The sequence below is a fragment of the Actinomadura madurae genome (genome assembly GCF_047130825.1).
GTDB lineage: Bacteria > Actinomycetota > Actinomycetes > Streptosporangiales > Streptosporangiaceae > Spirillospora > Spirillospora madurae.
The window spans coordinates 8,627,070-8,640,789 of the sequence record NZ_CP083237.1 but is presented as its reverse complement, the minus strand read 5'-3'; the positions used below and the strand labels follow the sequence as shown (position 1 = coordinate 8,640,789).

The 13,720-nt window shown below is 73.9% G+C and carries 11 protein-coding genes; 9 read left to right on the top strand and 2 right to left on the bottom strand.

From position 1 onward, the window contains the following. Positions 1-23: 23 nt before the first annotated feature. A complete protein-coding gene (moeZ, locus tag K8Z49_RS40380) occupies positions 24-1,205 on the top strand; it encodes an adenylyltransferase/sulfurtransferase MoeZ (protein WP_021598297.1) in 1,182 nt (393 codons plus the stop codon). Positions 1,206-1,257: 52 nt separating this feature from the next. On the opposite strand, the gene K8Z49_RS40375 is transcribed toward moeZ, so the two are convergent. Then, entirely contained in the window at positions 1,258-1,944 is a 687-nt protein-coding gene (locus K8Z49_RS40375) for a sulfotransferase family protein (protein WP_021598298.1), read from the bottom strand. Between the two features lie 87 nt (positions 1,945-2,031). Here K8Z49_RS40375 and K8Z49_RS40370 point away from each other — a divergent pair, with 87 nt between their 5' ends. The 7 genes from K8Z49_RS40370 (at position 2,032) to K8Z49_RS40340 (ending at position 10,608) form a co-directional block, all read left to right on the top strand. Beyond that, the gene (locus K8Z49_RS40370) at positions 2,032-3,489 is read left to right on the top strand and encodes a class I adenylate-forming enzyme family protein (protein WP_412516674.1); all 1,458 of its coding nucleotides are present in this window, start codon (positions 2,032-2,034) and stop codon (positions 3,487-3,489) included. Positions 3,490-3,558: 69 nt separating this feature from the next. Continuing rightward, complete coding sequence (locus K8Z49_RS40365) at positions 3,559-5,133, top strand: NAD(P)-binding domain-containing protein (protein ID WP_412516673.1); 1,575 nt, start codon at positions 3,559-3,561, stop codon at positions 5,131-5,133. Between the two features lie 2 nt (positions 5,134-5,135). Further along, positions 5,136-6,182: an alpha-hydroxy acid oxidase gene (locus K8Z49_RS40360; protein ID WP_412516672.1), complete on the top strand. Its 1,047-nt coding sequence runs from the start codon at positions 5,136-5,138 to the stop codon at positions 6,180-6,182. Then, complete coding sequence (locus K8Z49_RS40355; RefSeq protein WP_111831921.1) at positions 6,176-7,558, top strand: cytochrome P450; 1,383 nt, start codon at positions 6,176-6,178, stop codon at positions 7,556-7,558. The genes K8Z49_RS40360 and K8Z49_RS40355 overlap by 7 nt, the downstream gene beginning before the upstream one ends. Then, positions 7,524-8,840, top strand: a complete 1,317-nt coding sequence (locus K8Z49_RS40350; protein WP_412516671.1) for a cation:proton antiporter — start codon at positions 7,524-7,526, stop codon at positions 8,838-8,840. The genes K8Z49_RS40355 and K8Z49_RS40350 overlap by 35 nt, the downstream gene beginning before the upstream one ends. A 128-nt stretch (positions 8,841-8,968) precedes the next feature. After that, complete coding sequence (locus tag K8Z49_RS40345; RefSeq protein ID WP_218163732.1) at positions 8,969-9,658, top strand: response regulator transcription factor; 690 nt, start codon at positions 8,969-8,971, stop codon at positions 9,656-9,658. Beyond that, a complete protein-coding gene (locus tag K8Z49_RS40340; RefSeq protein WP_412516670.1) occupies positions 9,655-10,608 on the top strand; it encodes a sensor histidine kinase in 954 nt (317 codons plus the stop codon). The genes K8Z49_RS40345 and K8Z49_RS40340 overlap by 4 nt, the downstream gene beginning before the upstream one ends. On the opposite strand, the gene K8Z49_RS40335 is transcribed toward K8Z49_RS40340, so the two are convergent. Beyond that, the gene (locus K8Z49_RS40335; protein WP_024936168.1) at positions 10,587-11,303 is read right to left on the bottom strand and encodes a TetR/AcrR family transcriptional regulator; all 717 of its coding nucleotides are present in this window, start codon (positions 11,301-11,303) and stop codon (positions 10,587-10,589) included. The genes K8Z49_RS40340 and K8Z49_RS40335 overlap by 22 nt on opposite strands. A 162-nt stretch (positions 11,304-11,465) precedes the next feature. On the opposite strand from K8Z49_RS40335, the gene K8Z49_RS40330 reads away from it, so the two are divergent. Beyond that, positions 11,466-13,628, top strand: a complete 2,163-nt coding sequence (locus K8Z49_RS40330; RefSeq protein ID WP_021597917.1) for an MMPL family transporter — start codon at positions 11,466-11,468, stop codon at positions 13,626-13,628. Positions 13,629-13,720: the final 92 nt, after the last annotated feature.

The following is a 13,720-nucleotide window of genomic DNA, read 5'->3' as shown; positions in this document are numbered from 1 at the left end:
GCGTCAGCACAGGAGCATCCACCGTGTCGTTGCCACCTCTGGTCGAGCCCGCCCCGGAGCTCACCCGCGACGAGGTCAACCGCTACTCGCGGCACCTGATCATCCCCGACGTGGGCATGGCCGGGCAGAAGCGCCTCAAGAACGCCAAGGTCCTGGTCGTCGGCGCGGGCGGCCTCGGCTCCCCCGCCCTGCTCTACCTGGCCGCGGCCGGCGTGGGCACGCTCGGCGTCATCGACTTCGACGTCGTGGACGAGTCCAACCTGCAGCGCCAGATCATCCACCGGCAGTCCTCCCTCGGGAAGCCCAAGGTGGAGTCGGCCGCCGAGACCGTCCGCGAGATCAACCCGCTGATCGACGTGGTCGTGCACGACACCGCGCTCGACCGCGACAACATCATGGACATCTTCGCCGGCTACGACCTCATCGTGGACGGCACCGACAACTTCGCGACGCGCTACATGGTGAACGACGCGGCCGTGCTGCTCGGCAAGCCGTACGTGTGGGGGTCGATCTACCGGTTCGACGGGCAGGCGTCCGTCTTCTGGGCCGAGCACGGCCCCTGCTACCGCTGCCTCTACCCCGAGCCGCCGCCGCCCGGCATGGTGCCGTCCTGCGCGGAGGGCGGGGTGCTCGGCGTCCTGTGCGCGTCCATCGGCTCCATCCAGGTGAACGAGGCCATCAAGCTGCTGACCGGCATCGGCGAGCCGCTCGTCGGCCGCCTGATGATCTACGACGCGCTGGAGATGGCGTACCGGTCGGTCAAGGTCCGCAAGGACCCCGAGTGCCCGCTGTGCGGCAAGAACCCGACGCAGACCGAGCTGCTGGAGGACTACGAGGCCTTCTGCGGCGCGGTCTCCGAGGAGGCCAGCGAGGCGGCGAAGGACTCCACGATCTCCGTCCAGGACCTCAAGGGCATGCAGGACCGCGGCGACGACATCTTCCTCGTGGACGTCCGCGAGCCCAACGAGTACGAGATCGTCTCGATCCCGGGCGCGACGCTGATCCCGAAGGGCGAGTTCCTGAACGGCTCCGCGCTGGAGCGCCTCCCGCAGGACAAGAAGATCGTCCTGCACTGCAAGTCGGGCGTCCGCTCCGCCGAGGCGCTCGCCGTCGTGAAGAGCGCCGGCTTCGGCGACGCCGTCCACGTCGGCGGCGGCATCCTGGCGTGGGTCAACCAGATCGACCCCAGCCAGCCCAGCTACTGATCCCGCTCCACCTCCGAAGGGCCCCGGTCTCCGGGGCCCTTCGCCGTCCCGGTCACCGGCCGCGCAGGATCAGCCGGGCCAGGCGGCGGGGGCGCTTGCGGTGCCATTCCGCGCGCTCGTTGGACCGCGGGAACGGCTCGTCCGGCACGGGGACGCCGAGGAACGCGCACAGCGGCTTCCAGCCGTCGGCGACGTCGAAGACCAGGAGGCGCTCGGGCGGGAGCGCGTTCCGCACCTCGGCGATGTGCCGCTCGTAGACGCCGAGGACGTGGTCGCGGTCGCCGATGCGCCCGCCGAAGACGCGGTCGTGGACGGTCGCGCGAGCCATCCGCGGGTAGAGCGCGAAGTCCGGCGACCGCCGCGCCACCAGCCACCGGACGATCCGCCGGCGGAGGGGCAGGCGGCGCTCCTCCAGGGCGCGGGCGAAGATGGTCGTGCTGACGCTCTCGTACCAGCGCTCCGGGTCGCGGACGGTCAGGACCACCTTCGCCTCGGGATAGTGCTCGGCGAGTTCCCGCCAGTAGGACGCGGCGGGCCAGTCGAGCGCGGACTCGAAACCGGCGAACACCTCGTCCCAGCCGGTGGAGCGGCCCTCGCCGATGTCGAGCCACTGCCGGACGCGCCGCGGCTCGGCGATGACCACCGACATGTGGTAGCAGGGGCCGAGGCCGAGCTCCTCCAGCGCGGCCTTCAGCGAGGCCGTGCCCGTCCTGCCGAATCCCGCGCCGATCACCTTCATGGCGACTCCGTCCTCTGATCGGATTCTGATGCGCGCCGCCTACGTTCACGGGTGAACGCATTGTCCGCGGAACCGGGGAGCCGAGCAATGAGCCTTTTTCCGGGATCCCTTCTCGCCGCGCTGCGGGAGTCGCCGCGCACCCCGGCGTTCGAGCACGCCGGCCGGGTCGTCTCCCGGGGCGAGCTGCTGGGGCTCATCGGCACGGCGGCGGCCGGGCTGCGGGACGCGGGGTTCCGCCCGGGGACGGGCCTCGCCGTCCGCGCCGAGGTCTCGCCGGAGGCGTTCGCCGCGCAGATCGCCGCGCACGTGGTCGGCTGCCGGGTCGTCGGCGTGCGGCCCGGGTATCCGGCCGGGCAGCTCGCGCACGTGCTGGGCATGGGCGTGGACGCCGTCCTCGTGGACGCGCCGGGCGCGACGCCGGAGATGCTCGCGGCGGCCGGGACGCTCCGGGTCCTGCCGCTCGGGACCCTGCTGGACGGCCGGCGGCAGGCGCTCGACATCACGGCCCGCCCGGACGACGTGGCGCTGCTGGCGTTCACCAGCGGCAGCACCGGGCGGCCGAAGGGCTGCGCGATCACCTACCGGGCGCTGAGCGAGCACTGGGCGTGGCAGCCGCGCGCCTGGGGGCCGGTCGCGGCGGAGTTCGCCGCGGCGTTCGAGCGATACCTGCTGTTCGGCACGCTGGCCAGCATGGTCGTCTTCGAGTTCCTCGCGCCGTGCCTGCTCGGCGGCGGCACCGCGGTGATCCCCGAGGACGACGGCCGGCCCCTGTTCCCGTACGCGATCGAGCGGTACGAAATCACCGGCTCCATCGTGACCGTCCCGCGGCTCGGCCGGATGCTCGGCCTCCTGCGGGACGATCCGGGCGCGGCCCGGAGCCTGCGGGCGCTGATGGTGTCGGGGTCGCCGCTCGGGCCGCACCGGCTCGCGGAGGCCGTGGAGCGGCTCGGCCCGGTCGTCTACAACGGGTACGGGCAGACGGAGGCGGGTTCCATCTCGATGCTGACGCCCGCCGGCATCGCGGCGGGCGACCTGGCCTCGGTCGGCCGCCCGCATCCGGGCGTCGAGATCGACGTCGAGGCCGGGACGGGCGAGATCCTCGTGCGCAGCCCGTCCATGATGGCGGGCTACTGGGACGACCCCGGCGAGACACGGGACGTCCTGCGGGACGGCCGGCTGCGCACCCGCGACCTCGGCCGCCTGGACGAGCACGGCCGCCTGCACCTGTCGGGCCGCGCCCGCGACGTGATCATGGTGAACGCCATGGTGGTGTACGCCGGCCCGATCGAGCGGGTCCTGGCCGGGCATCCGGACGTCGCCGAGGCGTACGTGGCCGGCGCCCCCGACGAGGAGACGGGCGAGGCCGTGCACGCGTTCGTCGTCCCGGCGCACGGGCGCCGTCCGGGCGGCGGGGCGCTGCGCGACCTCGTCCGGGACGAGCTCGGCGCGGACAGCGTCCCGCGGACGATCACCGTCGTGCCCGCCGTCCCCACCTCCGCCGGGGGGAAGCCCGACAAGCGCGCCCTGTTGGACGGCCGCTTCTGATCAAGCTCTGAGATTCGCCGCGTTGACTGGGATTGACCGTTCAATCACCTCGTCGTGGCGGAGGGTGTCGTGCCGAACCGAGCTCTGGACTACCTGGTGATCGGCGCCGGGCCGGCGGGCCTGCAACTGGGCCAGCTGATGGCGAAGGCGGGGCGGAGGTACCTGATCCTGGAGGCCGGCCCCGCGCCGGGCATGTTCTTCAGGACGTTCCCCAGGCACCGCACGCTCATCTCCACCAACAAGAAGCACACCGGGACGGACGACCCGGAGCTCAACCTCCGGATGGACTGGAACTCGTTACTGTCCGACGACCCCGACCTGCTGTTCACCCGCTACAGCGACCGCTACTTCCCCGCCGCGGACGACCTGGTGCGGTACCTCGGCGACTTCGCCGAGCGCCACGAGCTGAACATCGCCTACGGCACCCGCGCCGTCCGGGTCGCCCGTGACGGCCACGGCCGCTTCCTGGTCACGGACGACCACGGGGAGACCCGCGCGGCGGAGCGGGTGGTCGTCGCGACCGGTTTCACCCGGCCGAACGTCCCGCCGATCCCGGGCGTGGAGACGGCCGAGCTCTACGGCGAGCACCCGACCGACCCGCGCGAGTACGTGGACAAGCGCGTCCTCATCATCGGCAAGGGGAACTCGGCGTTCGAGACGGCGGAGAACCTGACCGAGACGGCCGCGGTGATCCACGTCGCCGGGCCGCGCTCGCTCCGGCTGGCGTGGCGCACGCACTTCGTCGGGCACGTGCGCGCCGTCAACAACAACTTCCTCGACACCTACCAGCTCAAGTCGCAGAACGCGGTGCTGGACGGGGAGGTCCGGCGCATCGAGCGGCGCCCGGACGGGCGCTACCTGGTGACGGTCGCGTTCGTCCGCGCAGACGAGATCACCAAGGACATCCCCTACGACCGGGTGATCGTCTGCACGGGGTTCCGGCTGGACGCGTCGATCTTCGACGCGGGCTGCCGCCCGGAGCTGACGATCGCGGACCGGTTCCCCGCGCTGACCCCCGCCTACGAGTCGGTCAACGTGCCCGGCCTGTTCTTCGCCGGGACGCTGACGCAGTCGCGCGACTTCAAGCACGGCACGAGCGGCTTCATCCACGGGTTCCGGTACGGGGCGCGGGCGCTGCACCGCATCCTGGAGCACCGGTACCACGGCGCCGCGTGGCCCGGCCGCGCGCTCGCGGCGGACCCCGGGGAGCTGGCGGCGGCGGTGCTGGCCAGGGTGAACCGCAGCTCGGCGCTGTGGCAGCAGTTCGGCGTGCTCGCCGACGTGATCGTCCTGGACGGCGACGGCGGGGCCCGCTACCTGGAGGAGCTCCCGGCCGGCTTCCAGGAGCCGCCGGTCGCCGGCGCCGGGCCTGGCGGCCACTTCACCGTCACGCTCGACTACGGCCCCGGCCACGACGAGGCCGACCCGTTCGACGTCTCGGTCACGCGGATCGCGCAGAGCGACGCGGCGGGCGCGCACGAGGGCCACTACCTGCACCCGATCGTCCGGCACCACCTGGACGGCGAGGTCGCGGCCGTCCACCACGTCACCGAGAACCTGGAGAACGACTGGACCTCGGAGGAGGTCCACGCCGCGCCGCTGCGGGAGTTCTTCGCCCGGCGGACCGCCTCCGCGCCGGTGTGACGATGCGGTCACCGGCCACGCTGCGCGAGTTCGAGGCGGCGGCCCGCGAGCGCCTCGCCCCTGCGCACCGCGACTACTTCGCGGGCGGCGCGGGCGACGAGGCCGCCCTGCGCGCCAACGAGGCCGCGTTCGGACGTCTCTCGCTGGTCCCCCGCGTGTTCGCCGGGGTCGAGAAGCCCGAGCCGGGCGTCACGCTGCTCGGCGACCGCGCGTCGATGCCCGTCCTCATCGCGCCGACCGCGTTCCACCGGCTCGCCGCCCCCGAGGGCGAGCGGGCCACGGCGCGGGCGGCGGCCCGCGCCGAGACGATCATGATGGTGAGCATGGCCGCGACCGTCGCGGTCGGGGACGTCGCGGCGGCGGCGCCCGAGGCCCGGCTGTGGTTCCAGCTCTTCGTCCAGCCGGACATGGCCTTCACCGAGACGCTCGTGCGGCGGGCGGAGGCGGCCGGGTGCGGCGCGCTGGTCGTCACGGCCGACGCGCCGGTGCTCGCCCGCCGCCCGCGGGACGAGCGCAACGGCTTCCACGACCTGCCCCCGGGCCTGTGCTGCGAGAACATGCGGGACGGCGGGCGGGTGCGCCCGATCGAGTTCTCCCCCGCGGTCTCCTGGGAGCACCTCGACCGGCTCCGGGACATGACGTCCCTGCCGATCGTGCTGAAGGGCGTCCTGCATCCGGCGGACGCGCGCGAGGCCCTCGGGCACGGCGTGTCGGCGCTGATCGTCTCCAACCACGGCGGGCGGCAGCTCGACGCGGCCCCGGCCACCGTCGACGTCCTGCCGGACATCGTGGCCGCGGTCGGCGGGGCCGTGCCGGTCCTGCTGGACGGCGGGATCCGGCGCGGCACCGACGTGCTGAAGGCGCTCGCGCTCGGCGCCGCGGCGGTGGCGGTCGGCCGGCCCGTCGTGTGGGGCCTGGCCGTCGCCGGGGAGCAGGGCGCGTGCGACGTGCTCGGGCTGCTGCGCGCGGAGGTCGAGGAGGCGCTGGCGCTGTGCGGCGCGGCGTCCGTCCGCGACCTGCGACCGGACATGGTGCGGCGCGCATGGTGACGGCCCTGGCGATCTCCGCGGCGGCGCTCGCCCTGCTGGCGAGCCTGCCGTGGTGGCTGCCCGGCAGGATCGTGGCGCTGCGCGGGTGGGTGTTCGCCCGCGTCAACGGGGACGAGGGCATCGCCGTCCCGGGCGACCTGATCGGCGTCGAGCACTTCAGGGACGTCTACTCGCACCCGGCCGCCGGAGGCCGGAGCAGGGGCGCCGCCCTGTCGGACCTGTTCTGGTACTGGCTGTCGCCGGGCGCGCACGTCCACCAGGAACACCTGGAGGCCGGCGAGCGGTACGAGGAGGTCGCCCGCGCCACCCGTCGGTTCCTCGCCGTCCCCCGGGCGGAGGCCGAGGAGCTGACGCGCCGCTGCGCGGCCCGGGTCCTGGACGAGGAGGCCCCGCCGGGCGGCGGGGCGCGGACCGTCCGGCTGCGCGACCTGATGATGCCGGTCTGGGCCGAGTTCTACTACGAGCTGGTGTTCGGCGAGCCGTGCCCGCGGGCGGCGCGGGACCTGATCGTCGGCAACGCCGACGACGTCGTCACCGCGCTCAAGTGCTGCGGCCTCCGCCACATGGACCGGCGGCACCGCCTCACCCGCTACCTCGCCGGCCGGCTGGCCGACGTCCGGCACCCCCTCCCGGCCGGCCTGTCGGACGAGGAGCGCGCCTACTACCTCCAGGGGACGTTCTTCAACACGGCGGTCGTGCAGATGTCGGAGGCCGCGGCGCACCTGCTCATGGTCCTGGCGCGGCACCCGGACGCCGCCGCGACCGCGCTGGCCGGCGACGACCGCGCGCTCGACCGGGTGGTGCAGGAGACGTTCCGGCTCTACCCGCTGTTCGGCGTCGCGCACCGCATCACCACGGGCGCCATCGACGTGGCCGGGACGACGATCCCCGCCGGCTCGGTGCTGTGCTTCGGCTACCCCGAGTTCCACCGCGCCGGCTTCGACCATCCCGACCGCTTCGACCCGGACCGGTTCCGGGACGGCCCGGCGGCCAAGGACATGAACCACATCCCGTTCGGCGTCGCCGCCAACCGGCCCTGCCCGGCCTGGCGGCTCGCGCCCCTCACCCTGCGGGTCGCGGCGCGGGAGGTCCTGCGCCGCCACGCGCTCACCTCGTCCGCCTCGCACACCCGGTCCCTGCCCAACCGGGGGCCGTGCCTGCTCGTCCCCCGGGAGGCCCCGCCCCGGAGCCGCGCCGCCGCGCTGCTGCGGATGCGCGCCCGCGACCGCGCGGAGGACGTGGGACGCGGCCTCGTCCAGCTCGTCCTCGGCACCTACATGGTGTGTGACGCGCGCCGGCAGCGGCTGTGCGAACGCCACTTCGCCCGAGCGGAGGAAACCCATGCCCACGCTGGACCACATCGCCGCGGCCACTGAGGACCCGAACCTCCAGCTCACCCTCAAGGTGCTGCCCGCGCTCGTCGTCGTCCTGCTCGCCGCGGGAGTGTGCGGCCGTCTCGCGCTGATGGTGGGGCAGCCGCGCGTCCTCGGCGAGATGGTCGCCGGCGTCCTGCTCGGCCCGACGCTGTTCGGGCAGGTCTGGCCGGACGCCCAGGGGGCCGTGTTCCCCGCCGAGGTCAGGCCCGTCCTGTACGTGCTGAGCAACATCGGGCTGACGCTCTACATGTTCCTCGTCGGCGCGGGCCTGGACCACGGCGCGCGGACGCCGGGCGAGGGCCGCCGGGCGCCGCTGCTGGCGGCGTCGGGGATGCTGCCGTCGGTCCTCCTCGGGTTCGCGGCCGGCCTCGCGCTGTGGGGGACGCTGTCGCGGCCGGACGTCGGCCGGTGGGAGTTCGCCCTGTTCGTCGGCGGGGCGCTGTCGCTCACCGCGTTCCCGATGCTCGCCCGGATCCTGTACGAGCGGGGGCTGGAGAACTCGCCGCTCGGCCGGCTGTCGCTGCTGGCCGCGTCCATCGACGACGCGGCCGCGTGGTGCCTGCTCGCCGTCCTGTCCGCGCTCCACCTGGGCACGGGACTGGACGGCGCGCTGCGCACGATCGCGCTCGCGGGCCTGTTCGCGGCGGTGATGCTCCTGGTGGTGGGGCGGCTGCTGCGCCCCCTCGGCCGGGACGTCGTCCGGCGCGGCGGGTTCGGCGCCACCGCGACGTACGTGGTCGTCCTCGTGCCGCTCACGGCCGGGTACATCACCGACCTGATCGGCGTGTACTCCGTCTTCGGCGGGTTCGTCGCCGGGCTGGCCATGCCCCGGGACGCGAAGTTCCGGGAGGCGCTGCACGCGCGGATGATGGGCGTCGTCTCCACGCTGCTGCTGCCGGTGTTCTTCGCCTTCTCCGGCCTCAACACCGAGCTGGGCGGCCTGGCCGGCGGCACCCTGCTGCTCGCCTTCCTGGTGATCATGGCGGCGGGCTTCTGCGGGAAGTACTTCGGCTGCGCGCTGGCGATGCGCGGCCTCGGGTTCGGGTGGCGGGAGTCGTACGCGGTGGGCGCCCTGATGAACGCGCGCGGCCTGATGATCCTCATCTTCATCAACATCGGGCTGGCCCAGGGCATGATCACCCGGGAGCTGTTCGCCATGCTGGTGCTGGTCGCCGTGATCACCACCGCGAGCGCCGTGCCGCTCTACCGGCTGGCGCTGCCGGAGCGGCTGGAGCCCGACCGCGAGGCCGATCCCGAGCCCGTCCCGAACGCCGCCGCGTGACGGCCGCCGACGCCGGCGCCGAAACCCCTAGACGGGTCCCGGGCGCCACCGGTTCAAAGATCATGCATATCTGTCCACTATTGCCCGGATCTCTGGCCGCCCGGCGGCACCGGTGGGAGCGTGGGCCCGTGGCCGAGACAACGGGACCGGGCGACGCTCGCGCCCACCGGCTGCTGCTCGTCGAGGACGACCGCGAGCTCGCCCGGATGCTCGCCGGGCTGTTCGCCGAGGAGGGCTACGCGGTCGACCTCGCGGCGGAGGGCCAGCGCGGGCTGCACCTCGGGCTGCGCGGCGACTACGACGTGCTGATCATCGACCGCCGGCTGCCGGCGCTGGACGGCGTCGAGCTGCTCCGCCGGCTTCGCCGGCAGGCCGTCACGGTGCCCGCGCTGGTGCTCACCGCCGCCGGCACGGTCGCCGACCGGGTCGCCGGGCTCGACGCGGGCGCCGACGACTACCTCGTCAAGCCGTTCGAGGTGGACGAGCTGCTGGCCCGGGTGCGGGCGCTGCACCGCAGGCACCTCGACCTGGCCTGGGTGCTGCCGCTCGGCGCGGGACGGCTGGATCCGCGGTCGCGGCTCGTCCGGCTGCCGACGGGCGAGCACGTGGCGCTGTCCGGCCGGGAGGCGCGGCTGCTGATGGCGCTCGCGACCCGGCCCCGGCACGTGCACACCCGCGCCTCGCTGCTGCGGCGGGTGTTCGACGGGGCCCGGACGGAGTCGATCGTGGACACCTACGTCTACTACCTGCGCGCCAAGCTCGGGGCGGGCGTCGTCCGCACCGTGCGGGGCGTCGGGTACCGCGTGGGCGAGCTGTGACCGGGCTCGTGCGGGAGGCCGGCGCCCCGCGGGAGCCCGGCCCGGTGCCGGACGCGGAGCGGCTCATGCTCGCCCGCGCCCGGCGCCGCGTCACCGCCGAGGCCGCGGGGACCATCGCGGTGCTGGTCGGGGCCGCCGCCTGGGACGTGCGCCGCACGGCCGCGCCCGACTTGGACGCCGCCGCGCGCAGGCGGCTGCTGTGGACGTTCGCCGCCGCGGAGGCCGGCGGCGCGCTGGCCGCCCTGCTGATCGGCCGGGCCACCGCCCGCCGCGCGCTGGCGCCAGCGCACGCGGCGCTCGCCCGCCGGGAGCGGTTCGCGGCCGAGGTCACCCACGAGCTGCGCGCCCCGCTCGCCCGGCTGCACACCCGGGCGCAGCTCGCCGCCCGCCGGCTGCGGAACGGCACGGACGTCGCCGGGGAGATGGACCGGCTCGTCGCCGACACCGGGCGGCTCGGCGAGGTGGTGGACGACGTGCTGCGCTCGACCCGGCCCGGACGGCGCCCCACCGGGCCGGTCGACCTCGCCGGGCTGGCGGCGGAGCTGGCCGCGTCCGAGCGGGCCCGCGCGCGGGAGCGGGGCGTGGCGATCGAGGTGTCGCGGAAGGGCCGGCGGCATGTCGTCCAGGGCGCGGAGCCCGCGCTGCGGCGGGTGCTGTCGTCCCTCGTCGACAACGCGCTCGGCCACGCGGCGCCGGGCGGCCACGTGTGGGTGACGCTCGCCGGGACGGCGGCGGCGGTCGAGGTCAGCGTCCGCGACGACGGCCCGGGGCTCGATCCGGACGACGCCGGGCGGCTCTTCGGCCGGCACGGCGGGCTGGGTCTCGCGCTCGCCCGCGAGGTGGTGGACGGGCACGGCGGCACCCTCACCGCGGACGGCCGGCCGGGCGCCGGGGCGGTGTTCACCGTCCGGCTGCCCGCCGCCCCGGCTCACGTCGGGGGCGGCTTGTAGGTCAGGCCGATCTCGGGGCTGATCTCGGCGAGCATGCCCTCGAACATGGGCTCGGCGTCGTCCAGGGCGAACTCCAGATGCCCGAAGACCTCCAGGCTGACGCTCCCCTGAAGCCTGATCCAGCACTTGAGGAACTGCCGGATCACGCCGAGCGGCAGGTCCACGCCGAGGACGTCGTCGCGGTAGCGGCGGAGCTGGTCGCGCAGGGCGGGGTCGATCTCCTCGTCGGCCGGGACCGGGAACGGGCACTTGTTCCACAGCTCCAGGAACAGGGCCATGAACGTCCAGCCGAAGCGGCGGGCGCACTCCTCGGCGAAGTCGTCCTCCTCCGGATGGCCGGCGCCGCGCACGGGCGCCCCGAAGAGCAGCGCGTACTCGCGGGGATGAGCCAGGGACCAGGTGCGGAACCGGCGGGACACCGTCAGGACCTTGAGGCTCATGTCGTCGTGCGGCACCTTCTTCATCGCCGCGTGCAGCTCGCCGGTCAACTCGCTGAACAGGTCGCCGACCAGGTGCCGGAGCAGCTCGCCGTGGCTGCCGAAGTAGCGATAGAGGGCCGGCGCGGTCATGCCCATCTCGCGGGCGATGGCCCGCAGCGTCACCGCCTCGGCGCCCTCCTCGACGAGGATCCGCCGGGCGGTCTCGGAGATCTCCCTGACCGTCGCCGCGCGCATCCGGTCCCGTCGCGATTCCACTGGGCCGCCTCTTTCCCTGGTCCGCGGCCGCGTCCGGCCGCCTTCGCATGATTCCTCAGAAACACCCTTGACGGAAGCTAACACTGTATGCGAAGTTAACGTCGTTCGCAGTTTACAACGTTCACGAATATTAGTGGATGTAACACGGCAGGGGAACGGGTCATGTTCGAACGATGGGGAAGGTGGGTCCACCGGCGCCGCCGCTGGGTCCTCGCGGTCGCGGCGGCGGCCCTGGTGTTCGCGGGAGTGTGGGGGACGGGGGTCTTCGGCGCGCTGTCCTCGTCCGGCGGCTTCGACACGCCCGGCAGCGAGAGCGCGAAGGCGGCCCAGATCGCCGAACGCGACCTCGGCCGGGACGCGGCGGACGTCGTGATCCTCTACCAGGGGAAGACGACGGTGGACGACCCGGCGTACCGGGCCGCGGTCGAGAAGGCGCTCGCCGCCCTGCCGGCGGACAAGGTCGCCCGCGCCAGCACCTACTGGACGACCGGGGCGCCGCAGTTCGTCAGCGGCGACCGCACCGCCACCTACGCCGTCCTGCAGCTCGCCGGCCCCGACCCGGCCGCAAGGCAGGACTCCTACGACGCGGTCGAGGACGACCTGGACCGGGCCGGCGGCGGCCTGACCGCCAAGGTCGGCGGGGCGATCGGCACCGAGGTCGCGATCAACGAGCGCGTCTCGGCCGACATCGGCCGGGCCGAGGGCATGGCCATGCCGGTCCTGCTGGTGCTGCTGGTGCTGATCTTCGGCGGGCTGGTGTCGGCGAGCCTGCCGCTGCTGGTCGGCGGGCTGGCCATCCTCGGCTCGTTCACCGCCCTGCACGCGCTCACCTACGTGACGGACGTGTCGATCTTCGCGGTGAACATCACCACCTTCCTCGGCCTCGGCCTCGCGATCGACTACGGGCTGTTCATGGTGAGCCGGTTCCGCGAGGAGATCGACCGGGACGGCGCCACCGGCCCGGACGCGCTGGCCGCCACCATGGCCACCGCCGGGCGCACCGTCGCCGTCTCCGGCGTCACGGTCGCGGTGTCGCTGTCCGGGCTGCTGCTGTTCGACCAGAACTTCCTGGTCTCGATGGGCTACGGCGGCATCGCCACCGTGTTCGTCTGCATGCTCGGCGCGCTGACCGTCCTGCCCGCCCTGCTGGCCGTCCTCGGCCCGAAGGTGAACGCGCTGCCCGTGCGGCGCCGCCGCCGGGGAGCCGAGAGCCGGTTCGACGGCTGGTGGGGACGCGTCGCCCGCAGCGTGATGCGCCGCCCGGTGATCTACGTGGTCGCGACCGTCGCGCTGCTGCTCGCGCTCGGCGCCCCGTTCCTGCGCATCAACTGGGGCGGCGTGGACGCCAAGGTGCTGCCGGACGGCACCGAGGCGCGGGTCGTCTCCGAGACGCTGGAGACCGGCTTCGCCCGCAACTCCACCAGCCCGATCGAGGCCGTGGTGACCGGGACGTCCGACCAGGCGGCGATCCAGGCCTACGGCGCCCGCCTGGACGCGGTGCCCGGCGTCACCGGCGCGACGGTGACCGGCTCGGAGGGGACGACGACGCGGATCGCGCTGCGCTACGACGCCGACCCCAACTCCGGCGCCGCGCGCGACCTCGTCCGGCAGGTGCGGGAGGTGCCCCCGCCGGACGGCGCGCAGGCCCACGTCGGAGGCGTCACCGCGGACGTGGTCGACCAGCTCGACAGCCTCGGCTCGACGCTGCCGTGGCTCGCGGTGGTCGTCGGCGGCGCCACGTTCATCCTGCTCTTCCTGGCGTTCGGGTCGGTGCTGCTGCCGCTGAAGGCCATCGTGATGAACATGCTGTCGCTGTCGGCGACGTTCGGCGCGATCGTGCTGATCTTCCAGGACGGCCACCTGTCCGACGTCCTCGGCTTCACCGCCACCGGCTCGATCGCCCCCGCGATGCCGATCCTGATGCTGGCCATGCTGTTCGGGATCTCGATGGACTACGAGGTGTTCCTGCTGTCGCGGGTCCGCGAGCAGTACGACCTGACCGGGTCCAACACCACGGCCGTCGCGTCCGGGGTGCAGCGCACCGGCGCCATCATCACCAGCGCGGCGCTGCTGTTCATCGTCGTGATCGGCGCGTTCGCGACGTCCGGCATCACGTTCATCAAGATGACCGGCGTCGGGATGGCCATCGCGATCCTGATGGACGCGACGATCGTCCGGGCACTGCTCGTCCCGGCGACCATGCGGCTGCTCGGCCGCGCGAACTGGTGGGCGCCCGGCCCGCTCGCCCGCCTCTACGGCCGGTACGGGATCAAGGAGGGCGACTCCCCGGCCCCTGCCCGCTCACAGCTGGAGCCCGTGGGCTGACCTCCCGGGATACCCAGGCATTGGTGGCCGGCACGGAAAGTGCCGGCCACCAATGCGTCCAAACCGCTTGTGGTCCCCGTCACCCGGAGGAA

Coding starts and splice junctions, on each gene's coding strand:
- K8Z49_RS40370 (WP_412516674.1), top strand. CDS start 2,032: ATGAGCCTTTTTCCGGGATCCCTTCTCGCCGCGCTGCGGGAGTCGCCG.
- K8Z49_RS40330 (WP_021597917.1), top strand. CDS start 11,466: ATGTTCGAACGATGGGGAAGGTGGGTCCACCGGCGCCGCCGCTGGGTC.
- K8Z49_RS40350 (WP_412516671.1), top strand. CDS start 7,524: ATGCCCACGCTGGACCACATCGCCGCGGCCACTGAGGACCCGAACCTC.
- K8Z49_RS40360 (WP_412516672.1), top strand. CDS start 5,136: ATGCGGTCACCGGCCACGCTGCGCGAGTTCGAGGCGGCGGCCCGCGAG.
- K8Z49_RS40355 (WP_111831921.1), top strand. CDS start 6,176: ATGGTGACGGCCCTGGCGATCTCCGCGGCGGCGCTCGCCCTGCTGGCG.
- K8Z49_RS40375 (WP_021598298.1), bottom strand. CDS start 1,944: ATGAAGGTGATCGGCGCGGGATTCGGCAGGACGGGCACGGCCTCGCTG.